This window comes from Bacteroides fragilis (assembly GCF_019583405.1).
Classification (GTDB): domain Bacteria; phylum Bacteroidota; class Bacteroidia; order Bacteroidales; family Bacteroidaceae; genus Bacteroides; species Bacteroides fragilis_B.
Map to the genome: position 1 here is coordinate 136,665 of NZ_SZUU01000006.1, position 15,847 is coordinate 152,511.

A 15,847-nucleotide genomic window follows, 5' to 3' on the forward strand; every position below is an offset into this window, starting at 1 on the left:
GTATTGGTATAATCTTAGATAAGTTCATAATACTATATTTGAGAGTTATTTCTTAAGCAACTCTTTTTTGATAAATTTTTCTTCTGGGATACTCATTAAATATGCCTTCTTCTCCTCTGAGTTTTTAAATTTTCCTTTAGTGTTCAGGTTGTAAAAGTGATTCCTGTTTAGAAAATCGTTAGTAGAACAAATGATTTTTGCAGGATTTCCGCCAACTACACAATTTTTGGGGACGGATTTTGTAACCACACTTCCCGCTGCTATCAAACATCCTTCACCTATTGTTACTCCTGGCATTATATGAGAATTTGCTCCTATATAAACCCAATCGTTAATTGTTACTTTTCCGTATGCATCAAACTCTGGACAAATATTGCGTACTGCTTGACCTCCACCATGCGTGTGTATATAAACATTTCTTGTTATTTGACAATTATTACCTATTGATATCAAATAAGGTTCACTACTCCACTCTCTTGTAGCAATAAAACAATTCTTACCTATTTTTACGCCAATATGTAAAGCATACTTTTCTGGAGACACAAGAAAACGCCAGTATAAGTTAACTAATCTTACAAACAAATTCAACACAATTAACTAAATAATTTATTTAACTCTTCTTCAACTCTTTCTACCATATTCAAAGGAGAAAATTCATCATGATAGCCATAATCAACGAAACCAGTTCCTTCCGTAATGAAATCAATGTTTATATTATTCATATCTTCAAGGACTTGAATTTTATTTCTATCATAAAACTTAGATTTCTGTACATAATTACAACTCGTTATTAACTTCTTTCCATAAATAACAGCTTCTAAAAAACGAGATGTATAACCTTGTTGATTATTCTGCGTAATATCAAGCATACACCTTGTGTTTACGGAATGATAAAGCATTTCCCTGTATGACATAAAAGTATCAGAATACACTATTCCTGGTAATTCTGTTCTCTCATTTTTTGGCACTTGTGTAAGGTAAAAGAATACTTTAAGACCAGCTTTTGTTAACTGATTATATGCTCTTGACAATAATGGAAGTCGATCTTTTGCTTTTCCTGCAAAAAAAACATCGGACTCAAACTCTTTCTCTCTTGTTATTTCTATTGCAGACTCAAATTCGTCAAAATGTGGGATATTATATTCTTTTGATTCAGCCTCATCATAAGTCATTTCTAAATCAAAAATTGGATTAAAATGCAAATCTGGTCTCATTCTTTGCCCGACTGAAAGAAAGTCCCTGTGTATGTGTACGATTTTACAATCAGGATACTTCTTCTTGAGATAATGTAAATAGCCTAACGGTAGGCTACGACTTATTATTATAAAACACATAGGTAGTTGTACAGAAAAGTTATTTTTAAAATATAGCGGATACCAAAGATTCTGAAAAGGCAACTTTATATGTTTTGAAATTTTTTCAGATGTGTGTAGGGCAAAAAGTAACCGTATCCAATAAAGGTGTTTATCCAACGGATATGAAACAACTCTTGCCTGCTCTAAATTTTCCAAATCTTTTGTACAAATTGTATAGTAACCGTCATTGTCTACTCTTAACTTGTTATCAGGTGAATTAAAGATGACATAATTGTATTTATATTCCATATTTTAAAAATTACGTTTTGAACTGGCAGGTAGTATTGAGCCACATTCCAAAGGAACTACCTATATTGCCAGTTGCCATTTGGGTTATTTTACAAAGGCGTTTATATAGTAGCTATCTTTTGTACATCCTCACCAGTTAACCACATGTGCATAAGAATTTTATGTTGATAAACTTTTTCATACTATCTAAAAAGTTTTAAATCATCGAGCATTAACAATACTTAGAGCCAAACTCCTTGATTGTATCGACAATCAAGGTTAAGTCATCAAGCGAGAGGCTTTGATGCATCGGCATGCAAAGAGTGTTGTCGACCGCATAATCTGCATTAGGACAACATGCATGAACACCATAGCCTGGGACTCTGTGAAGCGGGAAGTAGCGATAAGTAGTGTAAATTCCGCAGTCGCGCAGGTATTTTGCCAGCTCATCTCGCTTGCCGTTCTTAACCTGAATGTGATAGAAATAATATGACGTAGTGCAACCTTCTGCTATAGGCAGAGGAAGGTCTAGCCAATTGACATTTTTAAGGTTTTCGTTATAGAACTCGTGAACTTTTGAACGTGCTTCCATAAAGGACGGCAGTCTCTTGAATTGCTCAAGAGCCATGGCTGCTGTCACATCATTCATGATGGCACGATGACCGAATGAACTGATGTCGAACTCCCACCACTTCTGAGCTACACTGTTCTCATATCCGCTTTTGGCTTCAAGTCCGAAATAGAGCCACTTCTCAGCTCGCTCTCGTAATTCAGGGTCTCTGAAATGTAAAGCTGCACCATCGCCACAAACAAGAATCTTCATGGCATCAAATGACCACATGCCGATGTCCCCGAATGTTCCTAATGCCTTTCCTTTGTAGGAAGAACATACTCCTGCTGCACAATCCTCTATAACCTTCAGATTGTGGGCATCAGCCAATGCCATAATCTCGTCCATCCCGCAGGCAATTCCTCCGAAGTGAAGAAGAAGTATTGCTTTTGTTTTGGATGTAATGCACTTTTCGATGTCTTCAGCACGAGCATTAAGTGTGCGTGGGTCAACATCACAAAGAACCATCTTTGAGCCGTTGGCACAAACTGCATTGCCAGCTCCGACAAAACTGATGGTAGGAAGGATGACCTCATCACCTGGCTTGATGTCGCAAAGGTGCATAGAAGAGAATAACCCTTCGCTACAACAGTTTGTTGTCAGCACTCTATTTGCAGTCGAACCGACGTGTTCAGCCCATTTCTTCTCAAACTCGTTGACGAGTTTACCTTTTCCAATCCAATTGGAATCGAAAACCTCTTTGATGCGGGCTAATTCCTCTCCCCCTAAAGTAGGTTGAAAAACATTAATCATGATAAATAAAATTTAATATTTACATATACCTATGTATTGATTTTGAACATCTTAAAATCTTTATCGATGTCGAAATTCAATCAATTTCTGTAATCTCTTGTACAACATATCTATGGTAATACAGGTAACGAATACAATGGCACATTGCAGGAGTGCCACTCCAATCATATAAGGAGTGTTGAAATAATCGATATTGTCGAACACTCGTTTCCAAAACCATGGATAGACATTTGGATTTTCTGAAATCAAATAAACCGCAAACGCACTTTGAGCAAGTAAGTTGATAATAGTAGATGTGATATTCATCTTGCTAAAGAGTAAGAACAAGCCTAATGCGCCTATAATCGGCAGGATTGAAAACCTTCCAATGAAGTGCATACTTAAATTTGCTTTAAAGCCCAAAACAGGTGTGACAATATCGAGCAACAGAATTGAAGCTATTGCCAAACCAAATCCAGCTATGGTCAAGCCTTTATTGTACCTCATCAATTTATTTTCCAACTCTGGCAAATAACGCAATTGTGCGCCTATAGAGTAGAACAATACAAATGCTCCAAGGTTGGAAGACACTGTTTTTGCAAAAATAAGCGGTAAAACAAGTTCAATGGCAAGCAACAATGCGAAGTACCATTTTCGTTGCTTGTCTGTGAATGCTAACAACAATTTGTTAAGACAAGGTGACAACACCAAAACGAGCAAAAATGGTGCTACAAACCAGTATTGGCTATAGATAATTGGCAGTAAAGAAAGTCCCCCACCCGTTATGCTAAATTTGACAAATCCCAAAGCAACTACAAGAAGCCAAGTTGTAAATGCATAGAACTTCACATCTTTTACTACACGCATGAGACCTTTGGTATTCATCGAATCACGAGAGGCTAAAAAGAACCCCGTAATCATCACAAATATGCAATTGCCTACCTCTCCGAAATATTGCGTAAGCTGAATGAAAACTTTGTTGATAAGGTTCGTATTGTCTGGTGTTAGTTCCCACGAACCATGTCCGCCCCAGTGACTTAATACTATTCCAAACATTGCCAGCAAGCGCAACAGCTCTATTCCAGATTGTCTTTGTTGTCCCATTTTATTTCTTTTTGAACTTGTTTATAATAAATGCTAAACTGCTATCTCTTAGGATGTATTGCATGAACAGATATATAACTGAACATACCAATACTTGACATATCAAAGTCATCCACAGAGGGAGTTCTATGAGAGACAGAAGATAGCCACAAGCTAACATTATTATGGAAGAGAAAACGGGTTTAATCAAATCTTTAGTTCTCTCAATCAAAGAGTAGTTATAGACTTTATCACTGATAACACATAGCATAAAATTGCCAGCAAACTCGACTACAACATAGCCTATTGCAATAGCGAACACTCCGTATGGAATCATCAAGACGAGGGATAGCAAGTTGATTGCCAAAAGAATCATCTCATAATACAACCCTATCTGGCTTTTCCATAAAGAGAGATACACTTGTTTATCTACAGATGTTATGATACCTGGAATTCTAAGCAAACAGAACAGACTTAAGAATGGGGCACACGGTAGCCATTTATCTGTTAGGACAATTAAAATCAATGGCTTTGATACAAGCGCCACAAGAAGCAGAACAGGTATCATCACAAATGCCGACATACTGACGGAACGGCGAGCCATCTCCTTTATGTAACTTTTATCGTCTTGTGATCTGGAAAAGACAGGCAATAGGACTGATGATATTGAAGTATTTACTACTTGAGTAACAAGACCAGAGTAAGTATATGCCCGGTCATAATACGCAAGTGTAGCAGGCTTGTAAACCTTTCCTATGGTCATCGTACGGATAGTGTCGCCTCCTGCACTTACAAGGTTAGTTCCTAATATCTTAAGGCTGAAAGAGTACAATGCTTTTGCGCTTTGTTTTGAGAATCCAAGCTTCAAACGTATTTCTGGAAGCATATTCATAAATATGACTATTGCCAGAATATTCGACAAGACGTAACAAATAAGTGCCCATACTCCACACCCTAAATAGGCCATAGTTATACCTATGACCGCTGATATAGGAGTGGCAAGCAAACTACGGACAAACATAGTTTGGAACATCATTTTTCTCTGCAATAATCCGCTCTGTATGGAATTGAAGGAGTATAAGAACAATGCTATACCCATTACTCTGATTGGCCACACAAGTTCTTCCATATTGTACCACGAATTAATCACAGGTGCCATAAGAAACAATCCTACATAGAGAATTAATGCCACCAAAAGACTAAGCGTAGTCAATGTGGATACATCTATCTCTGATAGGTCTTTCTTCTGGACGACTGCGGCTGACAGACCACATTGCACAAAGATACCAAGATAGTTGACTATAGCGGTAATAATCGCAAGGCTCGCAAAATCTTCAGGCATAAGGAGACGGGCGAGGATTATCTGAACCAACAAACCTATTCCTTGCACCATTATCCGTTCACCTGATTTCCACAATAATGAACCTATTATTCCATTAGCCTTTGCCATATATCATTAATACAAAGAAACCTCAATATCAAAAGGGGGGGTAAAGTCTTTTAAACATTCGTGTTGTGTGTCTTTCTCGGATAAAATTACTTTGTCCATCGGTATACACCAATCAATACCAAGGCTCCCGTCCTTAATAGAGATGCCGCCATCTGCCTGTGGTGCATAGAAGTTGTCGCATTTATACTGGAAGACAGCGGTTTCGCTGAGAACAGCAAAGCCATGCGCAAAGCCTCTTGGAACAAAGAACTGGCGATGATTATCTTCCGTCAACTCCACAGCAACGTGATGTCCGTAGGTGGGTGAGCCTTTGCGGATGTCAACGGCTACGTCAAGAACTTTACCTTTGACACAACGGACTAATTTGGATTGAGTGAACGGAGGTAACTGAAAATGAAGGCCTCTCATTACCCCATAGCTGGACATACTTTCGTTGTCCTGTACGAACAGTATTGGTTTACCATATTGGGGTATAGCAACTTTCTCATCAAACTCTCGTTGTGAGAAGGATTCGACGAAATATCCTCTTGAATCCTTAAACACTTTGGGTTCAATGACAACTACGCCTTCAATGGTAGTTTTGATTACGTTCATTACTTTTCAGTATTAATAATGCTTAATCTAACGATGTCTTCATACTTCCCTTCGGCATTGAGAGCCTCATCTTTAAGAATAGCTTCTGCAGAGAATCCTGCGTTCTTAAGTAATTCTACTTCATCGGGATACTTATAGAATACGTACGAATACACCTTATGCATACCATATTCCGTGAAAGCTTTATCAACAAGCATACGAATAGCCATACTCTGGCTATCTGGTGTCCACTCTGTATCTGTACTGGTGAAAATACACAGCTCACAACGCTTGTTGGTGTAGTCCATATCCTTCAGATATACAGTTGCAATAGGGTATGCTACGATAGGGAAATCCTCATTCAAGCGTTCCACCATGAACTGCTTATATTTGCCTGTCTTCACAAAATTCTCGTAGAACTCTTTATTTGATTCTTCAGTAATTGTTGCTCGACTGAGACAATGGTTAATCACTCTTTCGTCATTACGCCACTTTACAAGATGAACTCCATCTTGCAATGTGATTGGTCTTAATACTATTTTCATATTTCAATTATTATATTTCATCTTCAAAAGAACGATGACACTTGTCCTCAGTGGGAGTACTTTATCAACTGCACAAATGCTATGCTTTCATTTTTTTAAGGTCTTCTCGCAAAATTTGCGATTACTCTTGGAGTTATTTTGATGGATTGATTCATCGTGTTTTGTTTTTATCATGGGTCATAGAGATAGACACTTGATTTATCAGTCCTTATCCCAAAATTTGCTTAACATCTTGGTTTTGATGAGTCTTGAAAGGCAGCACAAAGTGGTTTGTAATCAATGCCTGCACACCGAATGCGGAAGATCTACCTTCATCTCTTTTAAAGTTACAAATTATATCCATATATAGATTTATATTATAATCCTCGTGACACACTAAGCGTCCATTTCTCCTCAAAATTTCTCTAAACCATTATAAAACGAACTGTTGAGAATTTTGAAAACTTTAAAAAAATATTTTAATTTTACGTTCATTTATTATAATACCCATTGTACCATTCCGCAAACTTACACAGTCCTTCACGCAAAGGGGTCGATGGTTTGAAGTCGAAATCTTGCACCAAGGGTGTTGTGTCCGCGTAAGTGACAGGAACATCACCAGGCTGCATGGGGACGAGTTCCTTGTGTGCCTCAAAGTCGTATTCAGCTGGAAGCACACCAGCGCGAACGAGTTCTTCTTGCAGGATGGTGACAAAATCCAACAGGTTCTCGGGTTGGTTATTGCCTATATTATATATGGTATAGGGAGGAACGGGCAGACCGTCCTCACCTGTTCGTCTTTCGGGAGCGTGTCGCATCACTCTGACTACTCCTTCTACTATGTCATCAACGTAGGTGAAGTCACGCTTGCAGTTGCCGTAGTTGAATATTTTAATGGTCTCACCTTTCACGAGTTTGTTCGTGAAACCGAAGTATGCCATGTCTGGACGACCGGCAGGACCATAGACAGTGAAAAAACGAAGACCTGTAGATGGGATATTATATAGTTTGCTGTAAGCGTGCGCCATCAGTTCGTTGCTTTTCTTGGTGGCAGCATAGAGGCTAACAGGATTGTCCACCTTATCATCGGTGGAATAGGGTATCTTCTTGTTGCTACCATAGACAGAGGAACTGCTGGCATAGACCAAATGTGCTACCTCATGGTGACGGCAGACTTCCAATATGTTGTAGAAACCGATGAGGTTGCTCTCGATATAGCTGTCGGGGTTAGTAATGCTGTAACGTACACCTGCCTGTGCGGCGAGGTTGACTACTACATCTATCTTGTTTTCGGTGAAAACGTTCTCAATGAGTGCTTTGTCGGCGATGCTGCCTTTGAGGAACGTCCAATCCTTAGACAGACTGTCTATTTCCGTCAGACGTTCGTATTTGAGATTGACATCGTAGTAATCAGTAATAGAGTCGATGCCGATAACTTTGATATTGTCAAAGTCTGTTAGTAACCGTTTCACCAGATTGCTGCCGATGAAACCTGCGGCACCTGTGACAAGAATAGTCTTGCCTTTCAAATCTATATTGTATTCCAACATGAAACTAATCCCTTTTAAAAATGTCACGCGTATATACTTTCTCCCTCACGTCGTCCAGGCACGCATCGTAGCGGTTAGCAATGATGGCTTGCGACTGCCGCTTGAAGGCATCGAGGTCGTTGACTACCTTACTACCGAAGAAAGATTCCCCGTCCACCAGGGTGGGCTCGTAGATAATGGTCGTGGCCCCTTTGGCTTTGATGCGCTTCATGATGCCCTGAATGGCCGACTGACGGAAGTTATCGGAGTTGGACTTCATCGTCAAGCGATACACGCCGATAACCACCTCCTTCTCCTTTTCAGCTTCCCAATTCGCACTCTCATGGTAATAGCCGGCCTTGTTCAGCACTTGGTTGGCAATGAAGTCTTTGCGGGTTCTATTTGATTCCACAATGGCAGACATCATGTTTTGGGGAACATCTGCATAGTTGGCCAACAACTGCTTTGTGTCTTTCGGTAGGCAGTAGCCGCCATAGCCGAAGCTGGGATTATTGTAGTGCGTACCAATACGTGGATCAAGCCCCACACCGCTGATAATGGCTTGTGAATCCAAGCCCTTCATTTCAGCGTAAGTGTCCAATTCGTTGAAGTAGCTGACACGCAGGGCAAGGTAGGTGTTGGCAAATAGCTTCACAGCTTCTGCCTCCTTCATACCCATGAACAAGGTATCAATTTCTTCCTTTATCGCTCCCTCTTGCAAAAGTTTTGCAAATATCTTCGCATATTCCTCTGCATCGGAATTGCCGATAGATTTAATGGCTGTATTCTCCTCATCGAACTCTTTTCCATCGATGATCTTTGGATAGCCTACGATGATACGACTGGGATAGAGGTTGTCGTAGAGTGCCTTGCTTTCGCGAAGGAACTCAGGCGAGAAGAGCAGGTTGAAATGCTTACCTTTCAATTCTGGTTTCAGCTGAAACAGTTGGGCATATTTCTTATAAAGCGACCGTGTATAACCAACAGGAATAGTGCTCTTGATAACCATAACGGCATCAGGGTTCACCTCCAACACCAAGTCTATTACATCCTCAATATGATGAGTATCGAAGAAATTCTTGACAGGATCGTAGTTGGTGGGAGCAGCTATGATAACAAAGTCCGCATCCTTATAGGCTGCTTTCCCGTCAAGGGTTGCGGCCAATTTCAAATCCTTTTCCGCAAAGTATTTTTCAATATACTCATCCTGTATCGGTGACACACGACGGTTTATCTTCTCTACCTTTTCGGGTATCACATCCACAGCCACCACATTATGATGTTGTGACAATAGTACTGCCATGCTGAGACCTACATAGCCTGTACCAGCAACGGCGATTTTCAAATCTTTGTATTCTTGCATATCGTATTAACTTTTATCCACAATTAATTAGTTGGCATTACAACAACCGTAAGCATTCAATTTAGGGCATACCCCCTTTGAAAGGGCACACAAGTGTGCCCTAAACTGAGTTTCGTTAATTAATTGGTTTTGAATTTAACATTGGCATGTAGCCAAAGTGATTTTGTCAGGGAGCATGTTAACATAATCCCTGCACCCGTTAAAGATATTTTTGAAAAAAGTTCCGATGAAGTTCCAAATAGAACTGCCATGAAGCTTCACTATTCCAATCGCACTGTGATAAGTTGCAGCCATTTCAGCTCCTGCGTCACTATCGTAATGAAGCGAACTGTTTCGTTGAGTAGTCAGCTTTCGAATGGTTCGTTCAACTTCGTTATCCAAACTTTTTGATAATCTGGTGGAAGGTGGAATCAGAATCTTAAAGGTAAAACAAAAAAGAAGCGGTGGCTTCCGTAGCGACAAAGACACCAAGGACTTTATGGCGATACATTCAGTCACCTATACGGCAAAAAAGAATCAATATTCACGTTGGGATGCCGTTTTAGCATTGGTCCGATAGGCCAATCGATAAATCGTACCCTTACTTACGTATTCGTATAGATGAGTAGTTACTTGACACTCAAAACGAGTTAAGAATCAATAAAAGCGAGGTTCAATAATCACAACACCCTTTATGGCGGTTTCTATTATATTCATTACTGGTCTGCAGCTAATTCATCAATTACTTTTAAAAGGTACTGCCCATATTGGTTTTTCAACATAGACTGAGCCAATTTCTTCATTTTATCAGAATTAATCCAACCTTGGCGAAGTGCAATCCCTTCCAGACAAGCTATTTTCAACCCTTGACGTTTCTCAATCACTTCGATAAAAGTACTTGCTTCACTCAGAGAGTCGTGAGTACCTGTGTCCAACCAAGCAAAGCCACGCCCCAAAGTCTGTACTTTCAATTGTTCTTTTTTCAGGAAATACTGATTCACAGTTGTGATTTCTAACTCACCGCGAGCAGAAGGTTTTATGTTCTTAGCAACTTCTACAACCTTATTAGGATAAAAATAAAGTCCAACAACGGCATAATTGCTTTTAGGCACTTTAGGCTTTTCTTCAATGGAAAGACAATTACCTCTTTTATCAAACTCCGCAACACCATAACGCTCCGGATCATTCACCCAATAACCAAACACCGTTGCCTCTTGCTTTTCATCAGCAACACGGACTGCCTCTTTTAACATAACCGAAAAGCCATTGCCATGAAAAATATTATCACCCAAAACTAAACATACTGAATCATCACCAATAAACTTCTCTCCAATAATAAAAGCTTGTGCTAAACCATCGGGAGAAGGCTGTTCCGCATATTCAAAACGCACTCCGAAGTCAGAACCGTCACCCAGCAAACGTTGAAAGCCGGATAAGTCATAAGGAGTGGAAATAATCAATATTTCACGAATCCCCGCCAACATGAGTACAGAGATAGGATAATAGATCATCGGCTTATCAAATATCGGAAGTAACTGCTTGCTTACCCCTTTAGTGATCGGATATAAGCGAGTGCCGGAACCACCGGCCAAAACAATACCTTTCATAATTAAAACTTAAAGGGAATTCGATTGATTTGTAACTATTGGCATACAGCCATAACAGTTGTTTGTTGATTGGCAGCAAAGATATATATCATTTTTGAGCCCTAAATTGAATGCTTACAGATTACTCAAAAAATCACTATCTTTCGTTCATCCCAATTTATTCTTCAACATACTCCCACGGATAAGGATTATCCACCACAGTCTGAAACTCGTTGATAGCCTCTTGCTGTTCAGTAGTAAGTGACACCGAATCCCAAGAAGCGATAATTGCACGGGCTTCGTCAGCCAAAGGCTCGTCGAATACCTCACCATAGCAGGCAGTAAGCAGGCGGAGCTTCAATAGCGAAGCGGGAAGGGTATCGAGGATATCCCAGCAACGATCTAATATTTCCTGGATATGTTCGCGCTTTTCTCCATGGTCGATGAACGATGCGTTGTAACCCATCAGGAGAGCGAGACAGACAGAGGCCTGCTCTTCAACCGTAGAACCTTTGATACCGGAATTATACAATGTTGTGGTCAAGCGGTAAACTTCATTGTTACGGCGGGACAAGTCATCGCTGTAAATGGGACTCCCGTCCATGCCCAAATACATCAGGTCGTGCGCGGCACGCTGAAGGGAAGCTACTTCTTCGGAAAGAGTCATAATAAATTTGAATTATGAATTATTTGATTACTTCTATAAGATCAGGATGAATGGTGGCCATGGCAACTGCTATGACACCTTGTATAGCAATGACCACGCGACGATCCCGGGCGCCTTTCACTTTCAGGAAAACACCTTCCTGACCCTCGAAGTCACCACCCGTAATACGGACTTTGGTGCCTTTGGACAGGTTGAGTTCATCGGGTTGAAAGTATAGGAGATGGTCACTGTAGGTGCCGGCTACAGCGATGAAGCGCTGCATTTCATTGTCGGGGATAATTATCTTCTTGCCGCTACGGGTATCGGTGATATACTGTAAATAAGCAACCATAGACTTGACACGCTTCACTTCGGAAGGACAAGCGTGAATAAAAATCAGATTGTGAATAACAGGAACCAAGACACGGACTTTTTTTCCTTTCTTCATACTTATCTTGTATTGCATGGGGACAAAACAGCCCAAGTTCTCTTTCGCAAGCAACCGCATAGCGTCAGTCTCCCGACGGTAGGTGGCACGCATAGCGAACCATATTTCAGTCTCTTTCTCCACTTCCATTATTCGATTATTTCAGAAAAGGACATTCTCCCGGGGCTTTGAACTTCTTGCACACACCTGAAATTCAATCACTTGCGAGTACTTTATGTAATATACAGCAAGCTTTGTACTCTCTTGCCACGGTTTCTTGTAGTTACTCATTACCTGTCTGGTAAGAAGCTATAAATAAACGAATTACACTAAAAAAACGTATTTTTAAACGTTCGTTTATTTGAACTCTATTTTTGTATTCATTTTTTCATTATCAAAACATAAAAGCAGACAGATAAAAAAGAGATTTTTATTCATAGGTATCTATCTAACAATTAATATGTTAAAATAGAGTCCCAAGAGTGCAAATCATTTTTTTTATTAAACATTTTGCTATTATGAAAATACCCCTTATCTTTGCGTTCAAATAGACGAACGTTTTTTGAAACATCCCTATTTTACCAAACTATCGCATTATAAGCCAACAACTTACTACTCCAATAAAAATCAAACACCACATTTTATCCTGTATTTGCAAGTTTACTAAATTTTTCGTCCATACCTTTGCCATATTTTACACAAATAAAAATCACTAAAATTAAAAAAGAGTATGAACTACGAAAACAAACAACAAGAAGAAAAAAAAGGAACTCAAAAAAAACAAAACGGACAACAAGCAAACCTCTGACAATAAAAATCTTAAGTCAAACAGGGGACGAAAAAAGGAGAAACCCATACAAGGGATTGTTTTGAAACACTACGAATGCTTAAAGCTACTAATCACACTCTATCAAAATGGAGCAATGGGTATAAAAAAGGAGACATCACAAATTGCGTTAGCCCGATATATAAATGACAAAAAACTATTAGGGAATATTCGAAACGGAATATTCATTCCATTGAAGCTCAGCACCATTCTAAAGGAAATAAACACTATCTGGAACGAAACCTTACAAGATAAATCCATTGGCATAAAATAGACAAGAAAACACACCATGAATTATTATACTCCAACTTAATCGGCAAACACTCTACCTTCGAGCCGTAAACAATTTATAAACTTTAAAATCGTATATGTATGAAACGAAAAAAAAGGCCGGCATCACAAAGTGAAGCCATGAAACTGAGATGGAAAAGACGTATCGTCTTCGAAAAAGGATACACCGAGTCGTGCGCCGAATGGATGGCGGAACGCCTGGAAGCGTTATTGGATCACATGCAATATGGACATGCGGCAGTGGCTTACCGAAAACAGAACGGGAGTTTCCAACTGGCGAAAGCGACACTGCTTTATTACGAAGCGGAGTTCCATAGGAAATATGATCCCGCAGAAGTAGAAGGGGCGGTAGTGTACTGGAATGTGGACGAACAGCGGTGGACGACGTTTCAAGTGGAGAACTTTATGGAGTGGAGGCCGGTGGTGTAAAAGCGAACACCACAGATTACACGGATTTCCACAGATAATTATTCATCCTAACCGACGGATCGATTCTGATATTCTATGCGAATCTCGTGTAATCCGCAGTAAAAGTATTGCAAATAAAGCAAACAACTAATCTAAAAAACAATATGGCGACAACATACGACGGGATCAACTATTTCCCGATAGGCGTAAATTTCATGGAAGAGAACGCAATGGAAGTGATAGAAGCAAAATACGGAATAAAGGGCCCGGCAATCGTGCTGAAGCTGCTTTGTAAAATATACAAGGAAGGATACTTCATCCGTTGGGATGAAGAACAGTGCCTGATTTTCGCAAACAAAGCAGGGAGGGAAGTGCAAACAGAAGAGGTGAAGGGAATCATCAAGATTCTGTTCATCAAAGGAATACTGGACGAAAACAGTTATCGGGAAAACGGAATACTGACTTCGGAAAGCATACAAAAGGTATGGCTGGAAGCTACGAAGCGAAGGAAAAGAGAACTGTCGAAGCTCCCCTATCTGATAGTAAAACCGGAAAAGGAAAACGGAAAACCCGATACTCCTTCTACACCACAGGAAACTCAGCAACCGGAGCTGTTCAAAGAGGAAAAAACACCTGTTAACCCGAAAAACGTAGTACATCATGTAGCCGTTGACGCAAAAAATGCATGCGATTCCGGACAAAGTAAAGTAAAGGAAAGGAAAGCAGAGGAAAGTAAAGAATTCCCCCCCTCAGCTCCCCCTGAAGGGGAGGGGGAAGAGCGGAAGGAGGATTCTGCTTATCTACAGATACCGGGATACGCCTTCAATACAATGACGCACAATTACTCGGGACTGATGGACACGCTAAAGAGATTGAGCGTTACCGACACCGGGGAAGTAAACTCCATACTCAGGCTGTCGGACTATGGGAGGAAGGGAACGACGGTGTGGAAACTGATTGCAAACACTTGCTGGAGCGATATAGGGGCCAAAGGAAGATATCTGATAGCGGCGCTAAACAAGGCGAAAAGAAGATAGCAGGGAGTGTCAGTCCCCTATTTGTAGTTGACAAAAAAGCAAGTATACAGGCTTTTTACCAGAAAGGGATTCGGTGAAACAAAGAAGTAAAGAGTATACCTAACAAACTAAAACACAGTGTTTTTAAAGCACAAGATTTCTCTCGCCCAAAGCTTTGTTTTAACGCTACGTTAAAGCTTGTTCTTTAAATGCAAATAGCAAGTGTTTTAAATGCAAAAGGCTTGTTATTTGCACACAAGAATAAAATAACGGAGAAATGGCGTTAACAATGTTAATTGAGGGTAAGTATTCTCACATAAAATTATACCAGTTTCTTTTTCTTCCTGTAGTTTTCACGAAACTCTTTGGGTGAACATTCTTTCTTTTTCTTGAAGATCCGATTGAAATTAGAAAGATTATTAAACCCGCATTCATAACAGATTTCAGCAATAGACATAGTAGAATCAACCAGCAGGCGGGCAGCAAACCCCAAACGAATGTCAATGATATAGTCCGAGAGGTTCTTGCTGGTACGCAATTTAAAGAAACGACTGAAAGATACCGGAGTCATTCCTACCATATCGGCCAACTGATTCAGGCGGATCTCTTCCTGATAATGGGCATTAATATATTCCTGCACCTTCTGTACGCGACGACTATCCGAATGAATGCCGATTTTAGCAAAAGAAGAACTTGACAACGTACGAGCCTCTTCGTTGAAAAGTGACAGTTCGTAAAGGATAGTCAGGAATTTGATAACAGCATAAAACCCCTGTTTCTCGGATGCCAGGGTATCGAGCAGAGGATAGATTTTCAGGATGGCCGACATCGGAAAACAAAGACCTTTCTGAGCTTTCTCAAGCATATCACGAATGGAATCGAACTGATTCTTATTGATAAAGCTTTTAAAAAAGAGATCGGAGGAAAACTGGATCGTTATTTCACGGATCTCTTTTGAATGGCAATCGTGCTGCTCCCATACATGTTCCAGGTCTTTTCCAGTAATCAGAACCAAATCATAATCACTGATCACTTCTGCCGAATCGCCGACAATGCGACGCACTCCGGCGGCTTTCTCCGTAAAGTTCAGCTCAAACTCGGCATGGTTGTGAATGGGATAGGTAAACTCCGTTTTATACCGTTCGGCAATATAAAAACAATCCTTGTCAGACAACGGAGTGATCTCCCGGATAATGTTGCTTTGTAGTGCATTCATAGCTA

At 40.1% G+C, this 15,847-nt stretch carries 16 protein-coding genes and 1 pseudogene; 3 read left to right on the plus strand and 14 right to left on the minus strand.

What is annotated here, in order from left to right; genetic code table 11:
* Positions 1–45: 45 nt before the first annotated feature.
* From FDF36_RS14220 to FDF36_RS21330, 10 genes and pseudogenes are all read right to left on the minus strand, one after another.
* Entirely contained in the window at positions 46–591 is a 546-nt protein-coding gene (locus FDF36_RS14220; RefSeq protein WP_005795227.1) for an acyltransferase, read from the minus strand.
* 2 nt (positions 592–593) lie between these two features.
* Entirely contained in the window at positions 594–1,604 is a 1,011-nt protein-coding gene (locus FDF36_RS14225) for a WaaS/CpsH family glycosyltransferase (protein ID WP_220391779.1), read from the minus strand.
* Positions 1,605–1,815: 211 nt separating this feature from the next.
* On the minus strand, positions 1,816–2,946 hold the full coding sequence (locus tag FDF36_RS14230; protein ID WP_220391780.1) for a DegT/DnrJ/EryC1/StrS family aminotransferase: 1,131 nt from the start codon (positions 2,944–2,946) through the stop codon (positions 1,816–1,818).
* A 60-nt stretch (positions 2,947–3,006) separates the two neighbouring features.
* Positions 3,007–4,029, minus strand: coding sequence for an acyltransferase family protein (locus FDF36_RS14235; protein WP_220391781.1), 1,023 nt, complete (start codon positions 4,027–4,029; stop codon positions 3,007–3,009).
* Between the two features lies 1 nt (position 4,030).
* Positions 4,031–5,458 (minus strand): lipopolysaccharide biosynthesis protein, encoded by a 1,428-nt coding sequence (locus FDF36_RS14240; RefSeq protein ID WP_220391782.1) that lies wholly within the window; start codon positions 5,456–5,458, stop codon positions 4,031–4,033.
* Positions 5,459–5,464: 6 nt separating this feature from the next.
* Complete coding sequence (rfbC, locus tag FDF36_RS14245; RefSeq protein WP_220391783.1) at positions 5,465–6,052, minus strand: dTDP-4-dehydrorhamnose 3,5-epimerase; 588 nt, start codon at positions 6,050–6,052, stop codon at positions 5,465–5,467.
* Positions 6,052–6,576, minus strand: a complete 525-nt coding sequence (locus FDF36_RS14250; protein WP_122130257.1) for a GNAT family N-acetyltransferase — start codon at positions 6,574–6,576, stop codon at positions 6,052–6,054. Before FDF36_RS14250 ends, rfbC begins: the two co-directional genes overlap by 1 nt.
* Positions 6,577–7,046: 470 nt before the next feature.
* Positions 7,047–8,105 carry an NAD-dependent epimerase/dehydratase family protein gene (locus FDF36_RS14255; protein WP_122130259.1) on the minus strand — a complete coding sequence of 353 codons (1,059 nt, stop codon included), beginning with the start codon at positions 8,103–8,105 and terminating at the stop codon, positions 7,047–7,049.
* 4 nt (positions 8,106–8,109) lie between these two features.
* Positions 8,110–9,447 carry a nucleotide sugar dehydrogenase gene (locus FDF36_RS14260; RefSeq protein WP_022011151.1) on the minus strand — a complete coding sequence of 446 codons (1,338 nt, stop codon included), beginning with the start codon at positions 9,445–9,447 and terminating at the stop codon, positions 8,110–8,112.
* A gap of 135 nt (positions 9,448–9,582) precedes the next feature.
* Positions 9,583–9,825 (minus strand): annotated as a pseudogene (locus FDF36_RS21330) (IS66 family transposase); the annotation flags it as partial.
* On the opposite strand from FDF36_RS21330, the gene FDF36_RS14265 reads away from it, so the two are divergent.
* On the plus strand, positions 9,803–10,006 hold the full coding sequence (locus FDF36_RS14265; RefSeq protein ID WP_220391784.1) for a hypothetical protein: 204 nt from the start codon (positions 9,803–9,805) through the stop codon (positions 10,004–10,006). The pseudogene FDF36_RS21330 and the gene FDF36_RS14265 sit on opposite strands and share 23 nt — an antisense overlap.
* 136 nt (positions 10,007–10,142) lie before the next feature.
* Here FDF36_RS14265 and rfbA read toward each other — a convergent pair whose 3' ends face one another.
* The 3 genes from rfbA to upgY all read right to left on the minus strand — a co-directional run bounded on the left by rfbA (position 10,143) and on the right by upgY (position 12,235).
* A complete protein-coding gene (gene rfbA, locus FDF36_RS14270; RefSeq protein ID WP_122130260.1) occupies positions 10,143–11,033 on the minus strand; it encodes a glucose-1-phosphate thymidylyltransferase RfbA in 891 nt (296 codons plus the stop codon).
* A gap of 157 nt (positions 11,034–11,190) precedes the next feature.
* Positions 11,191–11,679, minus strand: a complete 489-nt coding sequence (locus FDF36_RS14275; protein WP_032537211.1) for a UpxZ family transcription anti-terminator antagonist — start codon at positions 11,677–11,679, stop codon at positions 11,191–11,193.
* A 19-nt stretch (positions 11,680–11,698) separates the two neighbouring features.
* Entirely contained in the window at positions 11,699–12,235 is a 537-nt protein-coding gene (gene upgY, locus FDF36_RS14280) for a capsular polysaccharide transcription antiterminator UpgY (RefSeq protein WP_195317765.1), read from the minus strand.
* Positions 12,236–13,283: 1,048 nt separating this feature from the next.
* Here upgY and FDF36_RS14285 point away from each other — a divergent pair.
* The gene (locus FDF36_RS14285) at positions 13,284–13,631 is read left to right on the plus strand and encodes an SH3 beta-barrel fold-containing protein (RefSeq protein WP_220391785.1); all 348 of its coding nucleotides are present in this window, start codon (positions 13,284–13,286) and stop codon (positions 13,629–13,631) included.
* A gap of 143 nt (positions 13,632–13,774) precedes the next feature.
* Positions 13,775–14,647 (plus strand): DUF4373 domain-containing protein, encoded by an 873-nt coding sequence (locus tag FDF36_RS14290; RefSeq protein WP_220391786.1) that lies wholly within the window; start codon positions 13,775–13,777, stop codon positions 14,645–14,647.
* A 301-nt stretch (positions 14,648–14,948) separates the two neighbouring features.
* Here FDF36_RS14290 and FDF36_RS14295 read toward each other — a convergent pair whose 3' ends face one another.
* A complete protein-coding gene (locus FDF36_RS14295) occupies positions 14,949–15,842 on the minus strand; it encodes an AraC family transcriptional regulator (protein WP_186993068.1) in 894 nt (297 codons plus the stop codon).
* Positions 15,843–15,847: the final 5 nt, after the last annotated feature.